Origin of the sequence: Lachnoanaerobaculum orale (assembly GCF_003862485.1) — a bacterium.
Classification (GTDB): domain Bacteria; phylum Bacillota; class Clostridia; order Lachnospirales; family Lachnospiraceae; genus Lachnoanaerobaculum; species Lachnoanaerobaculum orale.
This window is the reverse complement of the sequence record NZ_RRCM01000001.1, coordinates 851113-874762: the sequence shown is the minus strand read 5'-3', so window position 1 is coordinate 874762 and position 23650 is coordinate 851113. Positions and strand designations below refer to the sequence as shown.

Here is a 23650-nt window from a genome sequence, read left to right as displayed (position 1 = left end):
AAATAAATAGGGGAGATATTATGAAAAAAATAACAGATTTTTTGAGAAAGTATAAACACGCATGGGTTTTTTTATATAGTTTCATATATTTACCATGGTATATGTATCTTGAGAGAACTGTAGTCAGTGACTATCATATAATGCACACTTGGGTAGATGATCTTATTCCGTTCAACGAATACTTCATAATCCCATACTTCATCTGGTTTATATATGTATCATCTGTGCTGATCTTTTTCTTTTTCAAAGATGTGGATGAGTTTTACAGATTCGGCCTGTACCTGGCGCTCGGCATGAGCATCTCACTGTTCATCTGCCAGATATTCCCGAACGGAACCAATTTAAGACCTATGAACCTTAACCCGGGCAAGAATATATTTACACAGTTGGTGACTTTCATATACAGAAGTGATACACCTACCAATGTGTTTCCAAGTATTCATGTCTTCAACTCAATAGCGACTCATGTAGCCGTTGTAAGGTCAAGATTCTTCTACAACAACATGAAGGTAAAGGTAATATCATTTATAATAATGGTATCCATATGCCTGTCCACACTGTTCTTAAAACAACACTCTTTCCTTGATGTGGTAGGTGCCACCATACTCTCATATGTTATCTATCAGCTTATCTACGCAAAGATACCGCTGCCGATAAACCGCGAGGCAAGAGAAAATATAAGGATATAAAAGTCCGGCTGTAGGAAAGCTCCTACAGCCGGTTGTTTATTTGTCTCTGTAATGGGAACCACATTGCCAAATTTCTAAGTAATTTTTATTTATACTAAATACAATTCTATTTTTATTATCAATCCTTACGCTCCAGTATCCTGATAAATCTGCCTTTAATGGTTCCGGCTTTCCACTACAGTTGTAACCATTTCTTTCAATATCCTTTATTAACTGATTTATCTTCTTTAAAGTTTTCTTATCCTGCAATTGCCAGTATAAATAATCCTCCCATGCTTCTTCGCTCCATACTTTTTGCATAAACTATACCTCTATAATTTCATGCTCAGTTAACTTCTTTTCTCCGTCTCTTACCTGCCTTATAGACTCTCTAAGTCTTGACATATTTTCATCTGAATAAAAAGGATCGGCAGACAGCTCAAAAGGTATACGATTCTCACGCACTACTGTTTTTAAATAAATATTAATTGCTGCAGACATACTAATTCCAATATCATCAAATGTTCTCTCTGCCTTCTTTTTTATTTCATCATCAACTCTAAAGCTAATTTGTGCCATAATAGAACCTCCTCATATATTTATACTACCACAATTGCCATTATTTGTATAGTATTATGCTGTACAATAGTTATTACATTTACTTGTACTGATATGAGTAAATTCTAGTCTCTTCCGAACAAATCTCTTGTATATACTTTTGCATTTACATCATTTAAACAGTCATCATATCTGTTGGCAATAATAGCATCACTTTCTTCTTTAAAGGCTTCAATATTATTCACAATTTTGCTTCCGAAAAAAGTGGTACCGTCTTCAAGCGTAGGCTCGTAGATAACCACTTTGGCACCTTTTGCCTTGATTCGCTTTATAACACCTTGTATGGATGACTCTCTGAAATTATCCGAATTCGACTTCATAGTAAGCCTGTAAACGCCTATGACCACATCTCTTTCCATTGCAGGATTAAAATCTCTGCCTTCACCGTAGTCATAATATCCCGCCTTTTGCAAAACCTGATCTGCAATAAAATCTTTTCTTGTCTTATTTGACTCTACAATAGCTGAAATCATATTCTGAGGGACATCCTCATAATTGGCCAAAAGCTGCTTGGTATCCTTGGGCAAGCAGTATCCTCCATATCCGAAAGACGGATTATTATAATGTTCTCCGACTCTTGGATCAAGGCAGACTCCGCTTATAATCTCCTTAGTGTTAAGTCCCTTCATCTCGGCATATGTATCAAGCTCATTAAAATAAGATACCCTAAGTGCAAGATATGTATTTGCAAAAAGCTTTACAGCTTCAGCCTCAGCAAATCCCATAAGTAAGACATCAATATTCTCCTTGACAGCACCCTCTTTCAAAAGCTTTGCAAAAGTATCCGCAGCCTTCATAAGTCTGGCATTCATAGTGTCGGTACCTACGATAATTCTTGACGGATACAAATTATCATAAAGTGCCTTTGACTCTCTCAAAAACTCAGGCGAGAAAAGAATATTGTCACAGTGATACTTACTTCTGATACTCTCTGTATATCCGACAGGAATGGTTGACTTAATCACGATGACAGCATCCGGATTGTAAGCTATAACAGACTCAATCACATTTTCAATAGCTGAAGTATCAAAAAAATTCTTCTGACTGTCATAGTTTGTAGGAGCCGCTATCACTACAAAATCCGCATCACTGTAAGCCTCCCTTGTATCCAAAGTGGCTTTCAGATTAAGCTCCTTTTCCCTAAAATACTTTTCAATATACTCATCCTGAATAGGACTGATTCTTTTGTTTATCTTCTCAACCTTATCTGCAATAATATCCACCGCCACCACCTCATTGTGCTGCGACAATAATGTTGCGATTGATAAACCTACATAGCCTGTACCTGCTATTGCTATTTTCATATACCCCTCCTAAAATTAAATTTTATAAAACTCTTTATACCACTGTGCAAACTTTCTAAGCCCGTCTCTTAAGCTTGTATACGGTTTAAAGCCGAAATCTTTTTCTAATGCCTTAGTGTCCGCAAAAGTAATAGGAACATCCCCGGGCTGCATAGAAACTAATTTCTTATGACTTTCAAAATCATAGTCCTTAGGTAATACCCCTGCACTAACCAATTCTTGTTGTAAAATATCTACAAACTCAAGTAAATTCTCGGGTTTACTGTTTCCGATATTGTAGATAGCATAAGGTGGTATCGGTAAACCGTCATTTCCATTCTGCTTTTCCGGTGCCACTTCCATAACCCTTTTTATACCCTCTACAATATCATCCACATATGTAAAATCTCTTTTACAATTTCCATAGTTGAATATCTCAATAATCTTACCTTCAAGCAATTTATTGGTAAAACCAAAATAAGCCATATCAGGTCTTCCTGCAGGACCATATACAGTAAAAAATCTAAGACCTGTAGACGGAATATTATAAAGTTTACTGTATGCATGTGCCAATAACTCATTTGACTTCTTCGTGGCGGCATACAGCGAAACCGGATTATCTACCTTATCTTCTGTAGAATATGGAACCTTTTCATTAGATCCATATACTGACGATGATGACGCATATACCAAATGTTCTACACCTATTTTGCCATCGTCATATGAGTGTCTGCACGCCTCCAGTATATTGTAAAATCCAATTATATTACTCTCTATATATGCATCAGGGTTTGTAATTGAATAGCGAACTCCGGCTTGTGCCGCCAAATTCACTACTACCGCAGGCTTATACTCACTAAATACTCTGTCTATGAGTTCTTTATCCGCTATATTTCCTTTAATAAATTTCCAAACTGAATTCCTATGCTCACCTGCCACCTTCTCAATCTGCTCTAAACGCCACTCCTTTATAGATACATCATAGTAATCATTCATATTGTCAATGCCTATAATATTCACACAAGGTTGTTTTTTTAACAGTTCCATAACTAAGTTGCTGCCGATAAAACCTGATGAACCTGTAACCAGTATTGTCTTATTTTTTAAAGTTATATTCTCAATCTTCATACTGCCACCTCAATACATTATCTATGTAATCATATGTCAAATCTTTTGTTATCATAATATACACCATTACTTTGCTTAAATTTTCTATAATATATATTTTTAGCGAAGTTAGTAAATTTCATTCTCAATTCTGCAAAGACTCTATATCTAAAGAATAGAATAATGTAAATGACATTAATAGATAAAAACAAGCAAATAGCTTTCAATATCCACCATATCAATGAAGATATTTTCCATTTATTAAATATAAAAGATAAAGCAAAACCAACAATGAATGTAACTATATGGTAGATACTATGTGACTTATAGTAATTTATCAGCGGCATTTTTAATCCGTGCTTAAAAACTATGTATGGATCAAATACACCAACTGTAAAAACTCTACTTAAAATTGTACCTACAAAAATACCTGTAATACCCATATATTTTGCCAATATTATTGATGATACTATATTCACTACTATCATACATGCCGGCCTGTATCTTCCTTCATAAAACAGTCCATATGCATTTCTAAAGTTTGAATTAACCCCTTGCGTTCCACATATATAAAAATTTATACATAGAACAACTACAGTACTAATCCCAATTAAATATTCTCTTCCTAAAACCAGTTCTATAAATGGGTTCAACAAAATAACCATGCATATCCCACAAACCGAATATACCCAAAAACCTATAAAATCAAGCCATGAATATATCTTATATGTATTTTTATTACTTTCTGTTGCTATAACATTACCTATTGAAGCTGTTGCAGCTGCCATTGCTCTCATCAATACACTTGTTACTGATTTAATGATAAGTGTGTAATTTGAACAAATACCTGTAATAATTATTCCACACATCGCAGTCATTATTAAATTATCTGTCCCATTCTCTACTGCAATTGATACCTTATAAATAAATAATGCATATATTTTCTTAGATAATGTTTTTATCTCAGAAACATCTAAATTATCAGCTAACTTTACTTCTTTTAAAAATGGATAATATTTATCACATCTTCTTGAAATAAACATATTTTGTGAAATAATAGCAATTATTGACACACTAAGATACAATAAGTAATTATGGGTTAATAATAATACAAAAATCTGACATAAGGTTGATATAATACTTGTAGCAGATTCTATAAATGTAATACAATAATCTTTTTGATCAGCAGCAAAAAGAGTTTTCTTATAAATAAATAAATACGAAGAAGCTGATTGTAATATAAACAATATATAAATAATATTTATATATTTAATTCCATTCGTACCTTTATCCGCTATTATCCATCTAAGGAATGGCAATAAAATCAAACCGACAGCAATTACGGCTATTGAAATTACTGTATAAACCTTTGAGTAAAATTTAAGTATTTTACAAATACTTCTCTCATCCTTTTGAGCTAACGGCTTATATAATGCCTGCGGCAGGGCAATACCAAATCCCAAATCTGCTAACGAAAGTATTGTTATAATACTTGAAAAAAGTGCACTAACGCCTAAATACTGTTTTCCAAGTGTAAAAATAAATATATATCTGGACGCAAATTTGATCATAATTATTACAAAATGATCCATTAAACTTGCAATTGCATTAAGCATGGTCTTCTTCGTTCTTGAACAGTTTAATTCCATTTATTATCAGATTGACTCATCTAATACTTCTTTTTAGTATTTTTTGATATGTCAATATACCATCCTCTCTCCGATTAGTTAAATATGAAATATTTTCTATATATTTTTTAATATATAGGTTTTAATAGCTTCCCCAAAATCATTAATATGATGAAATATTGGTATTAGTATTTTTATTTCTACCTACCCTCATATAATTCCTTATACGAACTTATTACATTTGTTATTGCATACCCGGATACATCATATTCTGTTTTACTATTCCCATATTTCTTATATGATTCGACAATTTTATCAGCCCACACTTTAGCACCATCCTCTAATGTTATAAATGTAACACCACCACAATCAGTTGCTCTAGGAACACCGGTTGAAGCAAAACATCTTAGCCCCATAGCTTGTGCTTCAATAATTGCAATGCCAAATCCTTCATGTAGTGATGGAAAGATGAAACTTGTTGATTTTGAAAGTAATCTTGGGATATCTGCATTACTCGGATAAAACGTTACATATTCATCTAATTGCAAATATTTTATTTTATCTCTGATTAGTTTTTCATAACCTTCCATATCAAATCCGACAAACGATAGATGTACATTTTCAACTTGTTTTCGTATCTGGCAAAGAACATCTACAGTAAACAATTGATTTTTAGTATCACAAAATCTTCCCACCTGAAGAATATGTAATCCATCCTCATCTTGGTAAACATGCTGTTTAGGATTAAACCTGCTGTCATCATATGTATTATTGATAACAGTAGCTTTTTTACTATCTAAAAAGAATGATCTACATGCTTCAACTGAACATCCAATACTTTTGGTTGCATATATATTTATAATTTTTTTTCTATAATTTTCTAAACATGTAGCAACAAAGTTATTTTTTTGAGAAATAATATGTGTATGCGTAATTCTTACCGGTATCCCACACTCTGACGCAGCCTTCATTATTGGAGCACTTTCAAACTCCGCATTACAATGAATAATATCAAAAGGCCCCTTTACATCCAGCAACTCCTTAACCCTTCTGTATAAATTTCCACCTCTAATGTAATAATCTATTTTTTTCCTTAATTTATTACTTCCTTCATATCTTGGAATCCTGTAAATTTCACCACCATATGTCAGAAATTCATCATCATAGTATCTTTTCTCTGAAGTAAATAAAAGCATATCAAAAAGGTACTCTTTATGCATATTTCTAACAATATTCATCATTACTGCTTGAACACCGCCATTTCCCAAACCCTCGCAGGAAACCATAAGTACTCTCTTCATTTCAGTCCCCTTTTTCATTTATTCCTACAAGTTTATCTTTGGTAAACTTATCCAACTTCCTAATATTTCATCCCACTTAAATGGAGTAAATTCTTCAAATCCACTTCCGGGATAAAATGTCATCTCACCAAAAAAGATTTCATTATTGATAAGATAAAAATCTACTCTAACAAACGGAATATCTTTAGATAGTATCTCTGCCAGTCTAATCATCTCATCAAGCCTATCCGGTTTCTTCTCAGGCTCTTTACGTGACTTATAGTGCCTCTCAAACGGCAGTATATTCCACTTAGTATCATAGAATGTTACTTTTAAACCGTCCTTTGAATATCTGTCTGTGCATGTGAAAATACATTTACAAATACCGTTAAAACACATAAATTTATAGTCTGTTAAATTATCACTATTTTTTTCAGACATATATTTCTCTGCAATCACTCTCCTTGGTACATTCTTATATGGCCATTCACGATGTAACATATAGTAATCACGCTTAATACTTTTTTTCAATATGTGAACTGCCTTATTTACATCAAAGCAATTCTTATCTTTACATATGATAATCCCTCCTGAATCATGTGTAACCTTAAGTACAAATTTATTCGGTAGGCTATTCCAATCTATATCATCTATATTATCCCAATAAGCAATTGTTGGAATAATATACTTTTTTCCGATTACTGATGCTACATATTCTTTTACTTCGTATTTATCAACCATTTTTACATAATCCAAGTTTCTGTCATATAATTTAAGCCACTGCATTTTTTCATTAAATGTCTTAGGATTTGACAGGTCAAGCTTGTAAGCCATTTTTGCATAAAATTTCTTTTTTAGATATTCATCATCTGCAATCTTGTTATATACTCCTTTACCGGACAAGTACACAAATCTATATTTTGAATCAAATATAAACTTTATACCACATTTAATCAGATGAAACAGTTCCACTCCTCTTCCTCTCCTTCATTTTTCTTATACATATAAAGAAAATAAGAAAATAGAAAATTGTATTCTTATAGTAATAACTTACACTTCCATAATCCATTATAAGTTGCATTAACAGTAAAACAATTACTACAACTGTATACTTTTCTCTATATTTAAAATATTTAATTAAATCCCTTATCACTACATAATATATATAATAATAGATTACAAAACCTACTATCCCACCATCAGCTAAAATTTCCACATAATTATTATGCAAATATGCATCATACCCATAATTACTGGAAACAAACAAACGTGCATTTCCCATTCCAATACCAAAAATAGGGTTTCTTTTAAATATATCCATACCTAATTTTATATATTCATATCTAAGCAAAGACGACGAATCAATAACTCCCTTTCCTGTAAGCAATGCTATCATTCCATTCATTCTTTTCCCTATTCCTGCAAAAGCCTCCAAAGACATCATCCAACGTATCAGGAAAAAAGCAATTATTGATATACTTATAACTCTAAATACAGTCATAAATATATTCTTGTTTAAATTTTTAAATATGAATAACAAAAATACACCGATAAATACCATTATTAATGCTTTTCTACTGGATGTGGCCAATATTAAAATAACTGCAGGTATATCTAAAATCAGATACCACATACATTTATTATAAATGACTTTAAACATTGTAATGATAATCATTACCCCGCTTACCATACCTATAGCATTAACATTAGAAAAACTGTTACCTAATCTTTTCCCTTTCAAAATAACACTTATAATTAAATCTTTTCCATAAAATATGTAGGAATAAAATACTACTACCAAACTGGCCCACAATAGTGCTGAAAATAACTCTTCAAGTGCATTTTCCCTCACTGAATAATATGAATACAATATCGACATGCATACCAATATCTTTATTAACGTTAATCCTTTTTCAATTGCATAACCTGCTCTTAATGCCCAAAATGCAGATAAGAAACAAAATAACGCAAATAAAAGTATAACAGTGTGAAAACTTTCAATCTTAAAGGGTATTTTAAAATTATACTCAACAGCCATTGCACTAAAAATCATGATTGCTATAATAAATAAAATTATAGAACCGAATGAATTTTCTCCAAAAATATAGAATGAAGCTATAAGTGACGCCATCAGTATTTGAATCAATTTATTGCTTTTTTCTTTTAATTTCATTATTTCTACATCCCTTTATCCAATAAAATTCAAATACTCTTCCCACTCTTTAAATATTTTTGAGGATTCAAAACTTTTTGCTGCTTCTCTTACTGCAACTGACATCTGTTTCAGTTTTTCTTTATCATATATGACTCCATTTATTGCTTCTTCCAATGCCTTGACATCGTCACACCTTACTAAGATTCCTGCATTTCTACCTTTTATCAACATTTTTGGACCACCGCAGGGACAATCTGTTGATACAACCGGAGTCCCTGATGCCATAGCTTCCATTAAAGCATTCGGAAGTCCTTCAAAATCGGATGACAGTATAAAAAGCTTTGATTTTGAAAGTATTTCTGCAACATTGCTTACTTTACCCAAAAGATGCACCTTATTTTTAAGTCTATTTTTATAAACAAATTCTTCAAGTTCCCCTTTTAAGCTTCCGTCACCGTAAATATATAAATCTTCAATATCCTTATCCCTTTTTAATAAGTTGGAATATGCCTGTAAAAGTAATTTATGATTTTTCTGTGCTTCCAGTCTTCCTACTGTGACTATCCCACTACAAGATTCACTTCTTTTTGTTTTAAAAAAGATTTCATCTACCGGATTTAGAATAACTCTTGATTTACATTGTAGCTTCTTATTGAAATAAGACTTGGCATCCTCTGTTTGAAAAACACATCCATCCACATATCTAAATAGTAAATTTACAGCAATCTTACTTATTTGACTTTTTCCATATTCATATTTTGGATCATTCCTAACAGATACAATTTTTTTTATATCTAAACCTATAGTCGCCAGTACCGATCTAATATTTGGAGCTCCTAAAAAAGAAAGTAATATATCAGGTTTTTCTTTCTTAACTAATTGCCTTAACTTTACTATTCTCTCAATATTTTTTGATATCGGATTACCTTTATTATCTTTTCTTAAATAGACTCTTTTCACTTTATCCGGTATATCAAATGAATTTTCATTTCCAATATCAAAATCATTGACCAATACTACACTATAGCCCTTATCAATCAAATAAGTTACCAAGTTCTTCATAACTCTTTGTGCTCCACCGGTACTTGCCATAATATCTATATAACATATTATTTTTTTCATACAATCACTTACTTTCTATTAAATTTTACAATTTTCAAGCAATGAATGTAAAACTACCTCAGGTACATATTCTTTTGCTTTTCTTATACAATAGCATTTCTTATCAACAATAATTTCCGGAGTATTGCTAATCTGTTCAAGTAAATTTTCCAATTCCACCTTGTTGCCAAACTCATATCCAATTCCTGTGTATCCATCATCAACAACATCAAAAAAACTTTCCCATCGTGATGAAATTACAGGTACTCCCGCTGCATAAGCATCTAAAATAGTTCCGGGTATTCCTTCCGTGAAAAATCTTGTCGGAAATACCAACAAAAAATATTCTTTTAATACTTCAACACTCTTATCAAAACTGACTGTTCCTTTATAGGATATATATTCAGGAAAACTTTTTTTTAGATTTTCAAACCACTCCTCTTGTCCTGTCTCTACCTGCCCATATATATCCAACCTATAAATTTCATCTCGATTCTTTTTATTTATAGATATAACCGCATCAACAATATCTTCAATCCCTTTTTCTCTCATTACCCTTGAAAATGTACATATTTTATATGGCTTACTATAGCTACTTTCCAATTCAGTATCTGAAATTATTGTTAAATTCTTGAAATTTTTCAATATTTCAACATTATTCAATCCTAATTTAACAAGTGCTCTTTTCATCGTACTTGTCTCTACATAAATACTGTTGAAATATCTCAATTCAAACTTAAGTACTCCTCTTTTTTTTAGGAATGCAGGCAGCCATCCGCCTATCACTATATAATGCAGTTTCCTCCTAAAAAATATATTTATTACATTACACAATGGGACAAATATATTTATACCGTTATGAGCCGGCAATATAATAATATTTTCAGAATATTTAAAAGCCTTAAATATCTTCAAAATAATATTAAACAGTTTTTTTATACCTCCATGTGTATCAATTTTAATAACATTATCTTTACCACAAAGCTTCTCAAGCTCATACGTTATATTTTTTGTCTTAACAGTCTGCCCATTCAGCAAATTTTCTCCGAATCCGAAGTGTCCGACAATACATACTTTTTTCATAGGTAATATCACCCTCTTTTTTCATATAGTATTTTCTTTAATACCCCATAAAACATATTTCTACATGTGTAAAACACTGATGTAATTACCGACCTTCCGTCACATATGTGAAACAGGTCATAATGACTCTTCAGTTTTTTTATAAACTTGTCGTGGCTAATGCTTGCCCTTCTTATCCTATATCTAGCCAAGTTTTCTTTTAACCTATACGCATATGTATTAGGTCTTCTAAATAACTTGAGTAAAATAGCATAGTCATTATTCTTCCTTATATCCTTAATTTGAATCGTTCCAAACACTTTTGCATTGTACATAACAGTGAGTTGTCCTATATAATCATACTTATAAATTTTACTCCTATTTACTTTATGTGGACCGGAAACATAAATATTCATAGGCTTAGACTTTTCGTCTATTTTTTCATAATCTGTAAATGATAAATTATATCCATTTCTTTTCATGAAATTGAGTTGATGTTCCAACTTTTTGGGTAACCAAATATCATCAGAATCAAGGAAAGCTATCCATGTGCCTCCTGCTTCTCTCAAAGCCTTATTTCTGGTTAGTGCAGCTCCTAAATTCTTTTTATTCTTCAAATACTTTATTCTGCTGTCTTTAAAATTATTTACAATCTTATCTGTATCATCAGTTGAACAATCATCTACAATTATCAACTCCCAGTTTGTATATGTTTGATTTAATACAGATTCTATTGAATCACCTATAAACTTTGCAGTATTATATGACGGCATTATTATAGAAACTAAATCACTCATTTGACTCCCTCCAATATCCTTTCAGCTTTTTTCTGTCTTTTATCATATTCTGTTTTGCTAATTCGGTTATTTAAGAGTAGATAGTCTCCATAATCTGTTGCGGTCACCTTTCCTTCCTCTGTAATCCCCTCCTTACTTATAAAAGCTTTTAGCACAGTTTTTATAAGAATAAATAAATCGTTTCTAAATGAAATGTGACTTAAATAATGTAAATCATACTTTAACTTCTTATCCCATGAAATAGCATTTCTTCCCATTATCTGTGCAAGGCCTGAAAGTCCGGGTTTTGCAGTATGTCTCATTCTTTGCTCATTTGACATGAATACCATATCTTTTATAAGTTGCGGCCTCGGTCCTATAACTGACATATCTCCATTTAAAATTGATATCACTTCAGGTAGTTCATCCAGAGATGTTGACCTTAGCCACGCTCCAAATTTTGTTATTCTAAAATCATCCGGCAACAACTCTCCGCTGTTATCCCTCTTATCTGTCATTGTCCTGAACTTATACATTTTAAATATCTTTTCTCTACCTGTTTTCGGATCAATTTTTCCCGGTCTATATTGAGTGAATAATATCGGACTGCCAAGTCTTGCCCTCACTAATATTGCAATAATTGCATATAACCACCAAAATACACTAATTGCCAAAATAGAACAAACAATATCAAATATTCTTTTTATATACCTCTCATAAAATCCAATTCTTCTTAACGGCCTTTTATTGTGCGTGGCTTTAAATAATTTTTTATTTTTTCTCAACAATATACACCTCTTTAATTTTTACCCAAAACAGCTCCTTATTACTTCTATTATCCTATCCTGTTCATCCGTTGTCATCTTTATATCGCTTGGTAGGCAAAGTCCTCTGCTGTATATGTCCATGCCGATATCCGTTATTTCCCCTGATATGTAGGCATTTGTCCTTGCTCTGCCGCTTCCCTCTTTTGTGATAAAAGGGTTCATCCTGTATATAGGTTGCATATGCATAGGCTTCCATATCGGTCGACCCTCCGCATTGATTTTAGAAAGGGATTCCAGTATTTCTGTAGTACAAGTCTTACCTGTTTCTTTTATGTAGCAGGTTTCATTTTCACTGCGTACCTGTCTGCACATAGCATCACTGTCCACTATTAAGCATGAGAGCCAAAAGTTCGGATTTGAATTCTCGTTATCAAAAGGATTCAGTAAAAGCGGTAAGTCTTTTAACCCGGCCTTATATCTTTCATATATGGCCTTTTTTCTTGCTATATGCTCATCAAGATATGGTAACTGCCCTCTTACCACTCCTGCAATCACATTGCTCATACGGTAGTTATATCCGAGTTCTTCATGTTGATACCAATGTGCATCCTCTCTTGCCTGTGTCGACCACTTGCGAACTTTCTTTGCAGCTTCCTCGTCATCTGTAAGAAAACATCCTCCGCTGCTTCCTGTGATTATCTTGTTACCGTTAAAAGAAAGTATATTATAATCACCGAATGTACCTGTCTGCCTGCCTTTATATGTAGCACCCAAAGATTCCGCCGCATCCTCAACCAAGACGGCATTATGTTCCTTTATTATTTTGTTAAGCTCTTCTATTTTTCCCGGCGTTCCGTACAAATGTGCAATTACCACTATTTTTACATCAGGATATATCTCAAATGCTTTTTTCAGCGCCTTCGGATCCATATTCCAGGTATCACATTCACTGTCTATAAATACAGGTTCTCCGCCTTCATACACCACAGGATTTACCGTTGCCGCAAATGTCATATCAGAGCAGAACACTTTTTTACCTTCAAGTACATTTGCTCCTGATTTCGGCATACCGTACACTTTTATACCTGCCGCCTTTATCGCCAGATGAAGTGATGCGGTACCTGCCGAAAGTGCAACCGCATATTTTGAACCTGTATACTCACAAACCTTTTTCTCCACCTCATTGATATTTTCACCGACTGTGGACATCCAGTTTGAAGTGTACGCTTCTTTCATATACTTAAGTTCATCGCCGTGCATAGTTGGGCTGCTCAACCAAACTCTTTTTTCAAATTTTTCAAATACCTTGTCTCCTCGAAACATCTTTCACCTCTTTTTAGAGCCTATCAACATACAAAAACACAGTAAAAAAGCCTACAAGACCTCTCCTGTAAGCTTCTTAAGTTGATAAAATCAATTTGCTGCCTGTGGTAAGTCTTCATGATGTAATACATTTGCAATTTCTCTTTTATTATCAAATAACTCACTATTTATACTGTCAACATGTGCTGTATGATATGTTGTCACAATGCTCCTTATATGCTCTCTGATATTTCCGCTGTTTTCTCCCATGTATACAGAGAGCAGTCTAAGCTGCCTTAAGAATTTATCCTCATCAAATTCAAGCGGTTTTCCTATGCTTATCAATTTGTTAGGCGTCATCTCAAGTCCCTCTTCAGACATCAATCTTTCTTCAAAAAGCTTCTCTCCCGGACGAAGCCCTGAATATTCTATCTTGATATCTATATCCGGACGAAGACCTGAGAGTCTTATCAAGTTTCTTGCCATCGTATCTATCTTTATCGGAGTGCCCATATCAAGTACGAATATTTCTCCACCCTTTGCATAGTTACCTGCCTGTAATACAAGTGATACCGCCTCCGATATTGTCATAAAATATCTTATGATATCAGGATGTGTGACTGTAACCGGTCCGCCGGCTTCTATCTGCTTTTTAAACTTCGGTATAACTGAGCCGTTACTTCCCAGTACATTTCCGAAGCGCACCGCTGCGAACTCTGTAGCAGGATTATTTGAATGACTGTAGCAATATTCATCCATATCTATGATTCTCTTATCCCTTTGTAATCCGATATGTCTGAGGTCATTTACTTTTCTCTCTTTAACCTTCCTTGCAAAGGTCTGGATAATCATCTCACACATTCTCTTGCTGGCACCCATCACATTTGTAGGGTTTACCGCCTTGTCTGTTGAAATCAGTACAAATCTCTTGCAATTATTATGCAGTGCCGCAAGTGCGGTATTATATGTTCCCATTACATTATTTTTTATAGCCTCACAAGGACTCTCCTCCATAAGCGGAACATGCTTATGTGCCGCGGCATGATATACCACATCAGGTTTATATGTAGCAAATACCTGCTCAAGCTTGTTTAAGTCTCTGACAGACCCTATTATGGTATCAAGGCTCAGATTCGGATAATTCATCAAAAGTTCCTGCTCTATCTCATAAGCGTTGTTCTCATATATATCAAATATGATAAGTCTCTTAGGTGAATGTGCCGCTATCTGCCTGCAAAGTTCACTGCCTATTGAACCTCCTCCGCCTGTTACCATAATGGTCTTTCCGTTCAGGTATTCAAAAATCTCTTCCAAGTCTACTTTTATAGGAGGTCTGCCCAGCAAGTCTTCAATATTTACATCCTTTAAATCTCTTATCTTTACCTTACCGTTTGCCAGCTGGCACATTCCCGGAAGGTTCTTTAATATACAGCCCGACTCCTTGCAAATGTTCAAAACTTTGCCCAGTTCTTCAGGCTTACTGCTCGGCATTGCCACATAGATTTTATCTATGCGATAATATTTTACATTGTCAAGTATACGATCTCTTCCGCCTGCCACAGGTATATTATCGACCGTTTTACCCCATTTATTTGTATCGTCATCTATGAAGCATACTACACTGTCATTACAGTCCTTAGTTCTTTTTATGTCACGAAGAAGTAATCTTCCTGCATTGCCGGCACCCACTATCATCACTCTTGCTACATTACCCTTGGCTCTTTGTATATTCTCTCTGTCCGAGCGAAGCAAAAGTACAAAACGATATGAAAATCTGCTTACTATTATTGCTAAAAACTGTATTATAGCGCCCAGAATATAGTATGAAATAGGCATCCTGCCAAACAACAATGTTATAAAATATGTGTGTAACATAGCTGTTATTAAGCTTGTATACATAACATGTTTCAGCTCCGTATAGCTTGCAAACTTCCATATACTTTTATACAGCTTGAATACAATAAACGTACTCAAAACTATGACGGTATATATCGGAATAAACTTTGCCCAAGCTGTTATATATCTGCTTTCAATATGTGAAAACTGTAAGTCAAATCGTAGCCACAATCCTGCAAGATATGAAAAATTTACCGCAATCATATCATAGATAAGCAGTATAATGACTGCTCCATTCAAGTACTTCAGCTTAAAATTCTGTTCTTGCATTGTCCCCCCTATTAACACAATCTTCTTAGATTTTATTTATATATCGGACAAATTGTGGATGAACCGTTTATTGTAATATCCATTGTCTTTGCCTGATAGTTTATATTGTGTACCGGTATTGCCGCCCATGTTCCTGTAATATTGGCATAAGCTATTACTTTTATATCCTTACCTTCAATTATATTCGGGACATATATCGACAACTTTGTAGGAATATCCGCAATCTTTCCGTTTGCATCTGTTGTAATTATCGCCATAGTCTTATCCATGGCCTTATATTCGGCAAATTCCTTTAAGCCTGTTGCATCACTTATACTTCCTCCCTGATTGATACTGTTGATGCTTGCCACAACCTTTTCAGGAAGTCCTGCCGTTTCACTGCCTGCACTCGGAGTTATCGCGTGTCCGCCTTCAATCGCACCTATAAATCTTACCGCTGTGGAATTGTTCTGTGTATTTATTGCGGATGCCTGAGTATTTGTCTGAGTGTTTGCACCTGTATGTGAACTTGATGCTCCTCTGTGGACGCTTCCACCTCCACCGCCTCTGCTGTGGCTTCCACCGCCACCTCCGCCGCCTCCGCTTCTTCTTGAGTGTCCTGTATTTGAACCTGAACCTCCTTGTACACTTGTGGCTCCGTATGCTCCTCCTGCTATTGACATAGCCAATATGCATGACAACACTGCTATACCCTTTTTATTCATACTTCTATTCCTTTCCCTATTGATGTCCTACTCTTTCGTGTAAAACAAATCAATAATTTTATTCATTGCCTTATCATGGTCAACATAGAACTCATCATAAAGCTCTGTTTTTTTATTTTCCCCTTCAAGTACATATATCTTTTCTTCGTCAAAGTCATCATCCGATATTGCACAGGCACCAAGCTTTAAAATCATATCTTTTTGCATATCGGTATATGAATACGGCTCAATATCATTTAAAATATCAACAATTATTGAATCTCCTTTAAATTGTTTTAATTTCTGTTGATATGCCCTTAAATACTTCTTATGTGCCTCTATTCTTTCCATAGCTGAAAAATCCTTGCTTGTGTCTCTGAATCTTAAGAATTTTTCCGCCATATTTCCTTTCAATGTAACCGTATCTCCCTTAATAAATGACTTATCGACACTCTGCATTCCGTCATACGGTATTACTACATCTACTCCTCCGACCGCATCATTTATCTTTTCAATGGCTGATGTATTCATAGCAAAATAATTGTCTATATTCAGTCCGTCAAACAGCTTACTTACAGACTCCTTCATAAAGTCTGAGCTTATTTCATTTCCGTCTCCGAATGCAAAGGCCAATGTTATATGTTGCAATGTGCTTCCCATAATATTTCCGTTAAGGTCGGTTACAGGTATATCCGCCATAGTATCTCTGGGTATAATTACCATATTTAACTTGTCGCTGTTTGTATCCCACGCTATCAGTCCTATGCTGTCAGCCTGTCCTCCCGAGCCTGCATCCTGTATATAGTGCATATCCACCGTTGAATCTATACCGAGAACAAGTATTGCCTTTACATAGCTTTTTCTTCTGTAGCTTTTTCCTTTATAACTTAATATATTAGTATCGTCGGATATATCCGCTTTTTTACTCAAACTTGTAGCTATCACACTGTCTTTATTTTTCTGCCAAATATTTACAGCTATAACCGATACAGCCAATATAAGCAACACAAAAAATCCTATTATCTTTTTCTTTATATGTGTTCTCATTTTTTATTGCCGTAATAATCTCCGTAATATTTGTAGTGATAGCTGTTCTTTTTCATTTCAACTCCGTTTAATACCGCCCCTATTATTTTACAATTCACCTTTTCAAGCTGGTCTTTTACTCTCTTTACCATTCTCTGACTTACAGTGGCGCTCTTTACTACTATTACCGCACCGTCTACACATCTTCCTATAACTGCCGCATCCACTATATTTGCAAGAGGCGGAGCATCAATTATAATGTAGTCGTATTGAAGTCTTTGTTTTTTTATGAACTCATCCAACTTATTTTCATACAAGAGTTCTGCCGGATTAGGAGCATACGGACCTGCAAATACCACGTCCATATTTTTTATATTTGTCTTGTATACAATATCTTCAGTATTTTGTCCGCTCAGATACTGGCTAAGTCCCTGCACATTCTCCTTTATCTGATATCTGGTAGTAAATACCGACTTTCTCATATCCGCATCCACATATAAAACCTTTTTATCCAGTTTTGCAAAGCTTATCGCCAGCTGAAAGCTTGTCTCCGATTTTCCTTCATCCTGAATTGAGCTTGTAAAGAGTATCACTCTTAAGTTTCCGCCTGAAAACTGTAGATTGGTTCTAAGCATTCTCATGGATTCCTCATATAGAAATCCTTTTTCCGTCTCATCTATGTTGAAAAATATTTCCATCTGTCTCCTCCAATGTTATTTCTTTTTATGTTCAGGCAAGCTTGCAAGTACTATAAGGCCCAGATTCTTTTCAAGGTCTTCTTCAGTCTTTATAGTGTCGTCAAGCAGTTCTATTGCAACAATAATAAATACTACAAGCATTGCGGCCGCCACTCCTCCAAGTACGGCGTTCTTTTTTATGCTCGGCCCCGACTTTTCTTCCGGTACTATTCCAAGTTCTATAATCTTTGGCGGTACCACCTCCATCAAATCTCCTATATATTTTGAAGACGATGACGCTATCTGATTGACTATCTCCATAGCATTTTTCGGATTCGGATCTGTTACTGTCAGTGACAGTATTCTGGTATCGGGAGGATTATCAATCTTTAATTTGGCTCTGAGTTGCTTATAGTTGATATTAAGTCCCAGCTTTTCTATCACTTCTTCAAGCACAGGTCTGCTCTGTATCATAACCTTGTAGTCCTTTGTCAGCTGACTGCCTATCTGAAGGTCCGCCAGTGAGTTTAATGTAGTCTCCTTTGACAGTACATACATCTGAGATGTGGACTGATACTGCGGTGTAATACAAAAGATGCTGAAGACAATTGCCAGTGCAAATCCTGCTATACCTGCAAGTACAATCATCCACCACTTTCTCTTCAGTATAAAAAAAAGTTCAAGTAAGTCTATCTCCGTCTCCTCGTTTGTCATTCTTTCCCCCATTTATCTACTCCATTCTATTTGCTTATTTTCTATGACTTTATTTGCATTGTCACAGACCAGTTTACTTAAGTCGTCATTTACATACCTGCAAAGCCAATTAAGAGCCTTTTTGGTATCAGGTTTTCTCATATCTGTTCTATGCATATCCGTTGCCATAAAGGAGATATAGCCTTCCTTTATTTTTGCTTTACACCACGCCGTATTTTTATTAAATACACCCCCGTTTAAACTTGTATAGTTCATCTGAAACAGCGCACCCATGTCTCTTATCTCATCAAGTCTGTCATTCTTTTGTAGACAACTATATCTCTCCACATGTGCAAATATCGGTATAAACCCTGCAAATGTAAGATCCCTTGTCGCCATTTTTATATAACTGAAGCTGCTTCCGGGATCAAACTCCACCAAGATATATTCACTGTCTGCAAGTGTCAGATACTTACCGCTTTTCAGGTTTTCTATCGCCTTTTCCGAATAAAATATCTCCTGCCCTGTATAAAGCTTGCAGTCGATATTTTCTTCTTTTACTTTACTCTTTATTATATTCAGTTTTTCTGCTATCTCATCGCTTGTAAGCTCAGGCACGGTATGCGGGGTTGCAATTATCTTTTTTATACCCTGTTCTGCTGCCATACTTATAAGCTTAAGAGACTCCTTTGGTGTCCTTGCTCCGTCGTCCACACCGTAAATAATGTGGGCATGTATATCTGTTAAACTCTCAATACCTTTCATATTCATTTATTTTAAATTGATTTTTTATTAAGTTTTATTTTAATTACTTTTTAATTATACAACGCTATATGATTTATTCAATCAAAATTTTAACAATGCTTAATTATAAATTTATATTTTTTGTAGCTTATATGCAAATAATATTTTTAAATTTCAGTATATTATCTTTGCTCTCCTATTTTTCTTATTTTTATACTGCATTTTATACAACACGATAATATACTGATTATTTCTTTCAAAAATTTTGGCAAATCGCAAAAATAAGAGTATTGTTATAGGTGGATTTAATTGATATACTTAAACTTAATAAAGGATAACTGTTATATATTCGGGAGGTAGTATGAGACTTTTGATATGTGAGGATGAAGAAGATATATTAAATGCGCTTGCCAAGGGGCTTCGCAAGCAAAACTACTATGTGGATACCGCAGCTGACGGTGAAGAAGCATTGGAGCTTTATTTTGAATCAAAATATGATCTTATTGTACTTGATTTGAATATGCCTAAGCTTGACGGAATAGAAGTGTTAAAGGCTGTAAGGGAGGACAATGCGGATTGTAAGGTCATTATATTGTCTGCCAGAGATACATTAAACGACAAGGTACTTGGGCTTGACCTCGGCGCAAACGACTATCTGGTAAAACCTTTTCACTTTAAAGAACTTGAGGCAAGAATAAGAGCGCTGCTTCGCACTTCATATAATAAAAATGACGACTGTATAAGACTTGAATCTCAAGGCATAGAGCTGTTTCTTAATAAGAAGCAGGTACAAAGAAAAGGCGAGATTATTTCTCTTACGCCTAAGGAATACGCCATATTTGAGTATCTGTGCCTTAATAAAGACAGATTGGTTTCAACCGCCGAACTGCTTGAACATAATATTGATATGAATGCAAGTGATGCATCGAATGTTATCAAAGTCCATATAGCGGCTATCAGAAAGAAACTTGGAAGTGATGTTATAAAAACAAACAGAGGAATGGGATACACTGTAGCTACTTAGTGCCCATTCCTCTGTTAATATTACATTTTTGATAATAAATCGTCCACTATCTGTGTGAATCCTTCAAGATTCTTTGAACCCTGTATTGCATAAACTATCTTTCCTTGTGAGTCTACAAAGAAAGTGGTAGGAAATGCCTGAAGACTCATAACAAAATCCTCTGTAGGTCCTGACGGGATGATGTTTTGATAAGTTACCTTGCTCTTATCAAGTACTTCTTTTACCGCCTGGAAGTTGCTTCCTGCATCCTGAGCTATTCCTATTACATTGACGTTCTTATCTTTCATGTTTTCTGACAACTTTTGCAGCTCAGGGATTTCCTGTACACATGGACCGCACCAGCTGCCCCATACATTGACTACTGTAAGCTTGCTGTCTTTGAATACATCGTTACTTATCTCCCCGCCCTCAACAGTCTTTGCACTGAACTCAGGGAAGCTTACATCTTCCTTTTTTGAATCTGCAGCTTTACTCTCATCAGCCTTCTTTGAATCTGCCGACTCGCTTGTATCGGCCTTCTTTGAATCTGTCTGTGCCTCTGTGCTTACGGACTCATTAGCAGTCTTATTTCCTGCATTGCAGGCACTTATTGCTCCCGCCATCATAATTGCCATACCTAAAACAAATAATTTCTTCATATAATTCTCCTTATCCTATTCCTATACATTCAAGGCAGATATTTACAGCCTTTTGCAGTACCACAAGGTGCTCACCTCTGACTACTCCCACACCTATCATAATAACTGCAACCGCCAAAAAGCAAAAAGGCACCGCCTTGTTTTTTTCTATTTTTTTTATAAACTTACTCATTTTTATTCTCCGAAAAGCTGATTGATATTTCTACATATTCATCGACTTTACTCTTTGCGTTAATAGTAAATCCGTGTCTGTCCGCTATATCCTTTGCTATAGCAAGACCCAGACCGCTGCCGCCGTATTTTTTCGATCTGGACTTGTCAATACAATAAAATGGTTCAAACACTCTGTTTAAATCAGCCTGTGCAATTCCTGTACCGAAATTTTTGATACTCAATATATTACCTGTCTGCGAAATCTTAATAACCGCCTCATTGTCCGAATATCTTATTGCATTATGTACTATATTGAAGACAGCCTGTTTTAACAACACTCTGTCAGCCTGTATATTAAAGTCTGTATTATCAAATAACACCTCTACTTTTTGATGTCTGCTTTCTATATATGTCTTTAAATCAGTCAAAATATCATCTATCAAATCTTTCAGGCATATTTTTTCGAAGTTTAGACTCTCGCCGCTGCTTAACAGTCTTAATCCCTGTACTATGGAGCTCATCATATCTATCTGCCTTGACACCACATTTACAAAATCTTTGTAATCTGAGATATCGGGATTTTCGTCCATATTTAAAACTTCAAGATTTGTCTTTATTGCGGCTACAGGAGTCTTTAGCTCATGTGCCGCATTCTGTGAAAAACTCTTCTGCCTTATATATGAATCCTTGATATTCTCAAGCATAAAGTTAAAGGAATCCTGCAACTCCCCCACCTCATCTTTGCTTTTTACCACTGATATATTTTCGCCTACATTATTTATATCAATATCCTTTATAGCTTTTGTAAATGTACTTAACGGCTTTAATACCCTTCCGCTGACAAACCACATAAGTGCCGTTCCGAATACCGAGCAAAAAACCGTGATATAAAAGCAGTTTATCCTAAAGGTTTTCTGCGCGATATCAAAGTCAAGCTTAAAGCATCTTCCGCCCATAGTATTTGTTACATTAACACCGTCAGGTATTATAAAGATATTTGAGGCATTATCTATATTTATACGAAACGATATCAGAGATATTATGCAAAGTACTATGGCTGTAAGCAATGTCAGCTTCACTCTGATAGATAACCTATTCCACATTTGCACATCCTTTGCACTTACTGTTACATAACTTTACATTAACAGGCTTTTCTTCTTTTTTCTTGCCAAACCCTGCATATGATGTGGTCAGAGCGCCGTGTCTGCAAGCTGCAGTGCAGGCCCCGCATCTTATACATTCCAATGAATTCGGGTTTGCTCTTACACTTATATCCATCTTGCAAGCTCTTTCACAAAGTCTGCAGTTTACACATTTATCTGATACAAACTCCATCTTATAAAATCCGACTTTGTTAAAGAAAGAATACAATGCTCCGAGCGGACAGATATATTTGCAAAAAGGTCTGTATGTAAATATGGAAAGTGCCGCTACAACTATCAGTATACTCAGTTTCCAGAAGAACAAAAATCCTATTGTGCTTCTAAGTCCTTCATTTTTTGCAAGTAAGGGAAGTGCTCCTCCAAGCGTTCCTGCCGGGCAGATAAGTTTGCAAAAGTAAGGTGCTCCGTTACCGAAAGCATCAACCAAAAACATCGGCAAGAGTATTACAAATGTAAGCAATATCAGATATTTCATATATCTGAGTACTCTGTCCACTTTTGCAGGAATTTTAAACTTAGGTGTAGGTATCTTATACAGTAAATCCTGTACAAAACCGAACGGACATAAAAGTCCGCATACAAGTCTTCCAAACAGTGCACCTATAAGTATTATTATACCTATTACATAGTATGATATGCTAAACTTATTACTTCCTATAACCGCCTGAAGTGAGCCTATCGGGCATGACCCTATTGCTCCCGGACATGAGTAGCAGTTTAATCCCGGTACACAGGCCACCTTCGTATTTCCTTTATATATCTTTCCGTCAAAGAATCCTTTCAGATTGGCATTTGTCACCAATGTGGCTACTGCCTGTATGACATTCTTTTTTATTTCCTGAAATCTTGTGTATTTATTCTCAAAGTATTTCATTCCCCTCTCCTAAAATAATTTCTTTGTATATTCTAGCATATATAGGTTAAGATAAGGTAAAG

Annotated in this window: 25 protein-coding genes; 2 read left to right on the top strand and 23 right to left on the bottom strand. The window is 34.8% G+C overall.

The features are described 5' to 3' along the window. The first annotated feature begins 20 nt into the window (after positions 1–20). Positions 21–689 carry a phosphatase PAP2 family protein gene (locus EHW90_RS04295; protein ID WP_124951504.1) on the top strand — a complete coding sequence of 223 codons (669 nt, stop codon included), beginning with the start codon at positions 21–23 and terminating at the stop codon, positions 687–689. A gap of 36 nt (positions 690–725) precedes the next feature. Here the strand turns inward: EHW90_RS04295 and EHW90_RS04290 are convergent, their stop codons facing one another. The 19 genes from EHW90_RS04290 to EHW90_RS04200 all read right to left on the bottom strand — a co-directional run bounded on the left by EHW90_RS04290 (position 726) and on the right by EHW90_RS04200 (position 19763). Next, entirely contained in the window at positions 726–989 is a 264-nt protein-coding gene (locus tag EHW90_RS04290) for a Txe/YoeB family addiction module toxin (RefSeq protein WP_124951502.1), read from the bottom strand. A gap of 3 nt (positions 990–992) precedes the next feature. Beyond that, the gene (locus tag EHW90_RS04285) at positions 993–1247 is read right to left on the bottom strand and encodes a type II toxin-antitoxin system RelB/DinJ family antitoxin (protein WP_008751777.1); all 255 of its coding nucleotides are present in this window, start codon (positions 1245–1247) and stop codon (positions 993–995) included. Positions 1248–1351: 104 nt separating this feature from the next. Continuing rightward, positions 1352–2590 carry a nucleotide sugar dehydrogenase gene (locus tag EHW90_RS04280; protein ID WP_124951500.1) on the bottom strand — a complete coding sequence of 413 codons (1239 nt, stop codon included), beginning with the start codon at positions 2588–2590 and terminating at the stop codon, positions 1352–1354. A 15-nt stretch (positions 2591–2605) separates the two neighbouring features. Next, the gene (locus EHW90_RS04275) at positions 2606–3697 is read right to left on the bottom strand and encodes an NAD-dependent epimerase/dehydratase family protein (RefSeq protein WP_124951498.1); all 1092 of its coding nucleotides are present in this window, start codon (positions 3695–3697) and stop codon (positions 2606–2608) included. Positions 3698–3726: 29 nt separating this feature from the next. Next, positions 3727–5325 carry a lipopolysaccharide biosynthesis protein gene (locus tag EHW90_RS04270; protein ID WP_124951496.1) on the bottom strand — a complete coding sequence of 533 codons (1599 nt, stop codon included), beginning with the start codon at positions 5323–5325 and terminating at the stop codon, positions 3727–3729. 179 nt (positions 5326–5504) lie between these two features. After that, on the bottom strand, positions 5505–6605 hold the full coding sequence (locus EHW90_RS04265; protein WP_124951494.1) for a glycosyltransferase: 1101 nt from the start codon (positions 6603–6605) through the stop codon (positions 5505–5507). A 24-nt stretch (positions 6606–6629) separates the two neighbouring features. Beyond that, entirely contained in the window at positions 6630–7556 is a 927-nt protein-coding gene (locus tag EHW90_RS04260) for an ATP-grasp fold amidoligase family protein (RefSeq protein WP_124951492.1), read from the bottom strand. Then, positions 7534–8757 (bottom strand): O-antigen ligase family protein, encoded by a 1224-nt coding sequence (locus EHW90_RS04255; RefSeq protein WP_124951490.1) that lies wholly within the window; start codon positions 8755–8757, stop codon positions 7534–7536. Before EHW90_RS04255 ends, EHW90_RS04260 begins: the two co-directional genes overlap by 23 nt. Before the next feature lie 15 nt (positions 8758–8772). Further along, positions 8773–9861: a glycosyltransferase gene (locus EHW90_RS04250; RefSeq protein ID WP_124951488.1), complete on the bottom strand. Its 1089-nt coding sequence runs from the start codon at positions 9859–9861 to the stop codon at positions 8773–8775. Positions 9862–9879: 18 nt separating this feature from the next. Then, the gene (locus EHW90_RS04245; protein WP_124951486.1) at positions 9880–10923 is read right to left on the bottom strand and encodes a glycosyltransferase; all 1044 of its coding nucleotides are present in this window, start codon (positions 10921–10923) and stop codon (positions 9880–9882) included. A gap of 8 nt (positions 10924–10931) precedes the next feature. Then, a complete protein-coding gene (locus EHW90_RS04240) occupies positions 10932–11699 on the bottom strand; it encodes a glycosyltransferase family 2 protein (RefSeq protein ID WP_124951484.1) in 768 nt (255 codons plus the stop codon). Continuing rightward, positions 11696–12463 carry a sugar transferase gene (locus EHW90_RS04235; RefSeq protein WP_167456745.1) on the bottom strand — a complete coding sequence of 256 codons (768 nt, stop codon included), beginning with the start codon at positions 12461–12463 and terminating at the stop codon, positions 11696–11698. The genes EHW90_RS04240 and EHW90_RS04235 overlap by 4 nt, the downstream gene beginning before the upstream one ends. Positions 12464–12484: 21 nt before the next feature. Further along, on the bottom strand, positions 12485–13768 hold the full coding sequence (locus EHW90_RS04230; protein WP_124951480.1) for a DegT/DnrJ/EryC1/StrS family aminotransferase: 1284 nt from the start codon (positions 13766–13768) through the stop codon (positions 12485–12487). Positions 13769–13858: 90 nt separating this feature from the next. Beyond that, on the bottom strand, positions 13859–15913 hold the full coding sequence (locus EHW90_RS04225) for a polysaccharide biosynthesis protein (protein ID WP_124951478.1): 2055 nt from the start codon (positions 15911–15913) through the stop codon (positions 13859–13861). Between the two features lie 32 nt (positions 15914–15945). Further along, entirely contained in the window at positions 15946–16617 is a 672-nt protein-coding gene (locus EHW90_RS04220; RefSeq protein WP_124951476.1) for a preprotein translocase, read from the bottom strand. A 27-nt stretch (positions 16618–16644) separates the two neighbouring features. Continuing rightward, positions 16645–17643, bottom strand: a complete 999-nt coding sequence (locus EHW90_RS04215) for an LCP family protein (protein WP_124951474.1) — start codon at positions 17641–17643, stop codon at positions 16645–16647. After that, entirely contained in the window at positions 17640–18320 is a 681-nt protein-coding gene (locus EHW90_RS04210) for a CpsD/CapB family tyrosine-protein kinase (protein ID WP_124951472.1), read from the bottom strand. The genes EHW90_RS04215 and EHW90_RS04210 overlap by 4 nt, the downstream gene beginning before the upstream one ends. A gap of 15 nt (positions 18321–18335) precedes the next feature. Beyond that, positions 18336–19025 (bottom strand): YveK family protein, encoded by a 690-nt coding sequence (locus EHW90_RS04205; protein WP_060930697.1) that lies wholly within the window; start codon positions 19023–19025, stop codon positions 18336–18338. Continuing rightward, on the bottom strand, positions 19026–19763 hold the full coding sequence (locus EHW90_RS04200) for a CpsB/CapC family capsule biosynthesis tyrosine phosphatase (protein ID WP_243113911.1): 738 nt from the start codon (positions 19761–19763) through the stop codon (positions 19026–19028). It lies immediately after the preceding gene. A gap of 334 nt (positions 19764–20097) precedes the next feature. Between EHW90_RS04200 and EHW90_RS04195 the strand changes: the two genes are divergently transcribed. Beyond that, positions 20098–20760, top strand: coding sequence for a response regulator transcription factor (locus EHW90_RS04195; protein WP_060930695.1), 663 nt, complete (start codon positions 20098–20100; stop codon positions 20758–20760). Between the two features lie 20 nt (positions 20761–20780). On the opposite strand, the gene EHW90_RS04190 is transcribed toward EHW90_RS04195, so the two are convergent. The 4 genes from EHW90_RS04190 to EHW90_RS04180 are packed head-to-tail and all read right to left on the bottom strand — an operon-like array spanning position 20781 to position 23588. Beyond that, positions 20781–21398: a TlpA family protein disulfide reductase gene (locus EHW90_RS04190; protein WP_124951468.1), complete on the bottom strand. Its 618-nt coding sequence runs from the start codon at positions 21396–21398 to the stop codon at positions 20781–20783. Between the two features lie 10 nt (positions 21399–21408). Beyond that, positions 21409–21570, bottom strand: coding sequence for a CD1871A family CXXC motif-containing protein (locus EHW90_RS13260; protein ID WP_167456744.1), 162 nt, complete (start codon positions 21568–21570; stop codon positions 21409–21411). Then, positions 21563–22654, bottom strand: coding sequence for a HAMP domain-containing sensor histidine kinase (locus EHW90_RS04185; RefSeq protein ID WP_124951466.1), 1092 nt, complete (start codon positions 22652–22654; stop codon positions 21563–21565). Before EHW90_RS04185 ends, EHW90_RS13260 begins: the two co-directional genes overlap by 8 nt. Further along, a complete protein-coding gene (locus EHW90_RS04180; protein ID WP_124951464.1) occupies positions 22644–23588 on the bottom strand; it encodes a 4Fe-4S binding protein in 945 nt (314 codons plus the stop codon). The genes EHW90_RS04185 and EHW90_RS04180 overlap by 11 nt, the downstream gene beginning before the upstream one ends. Between the last annotated feature and the right edge of the window lie 62 nt (positions 23589–23650).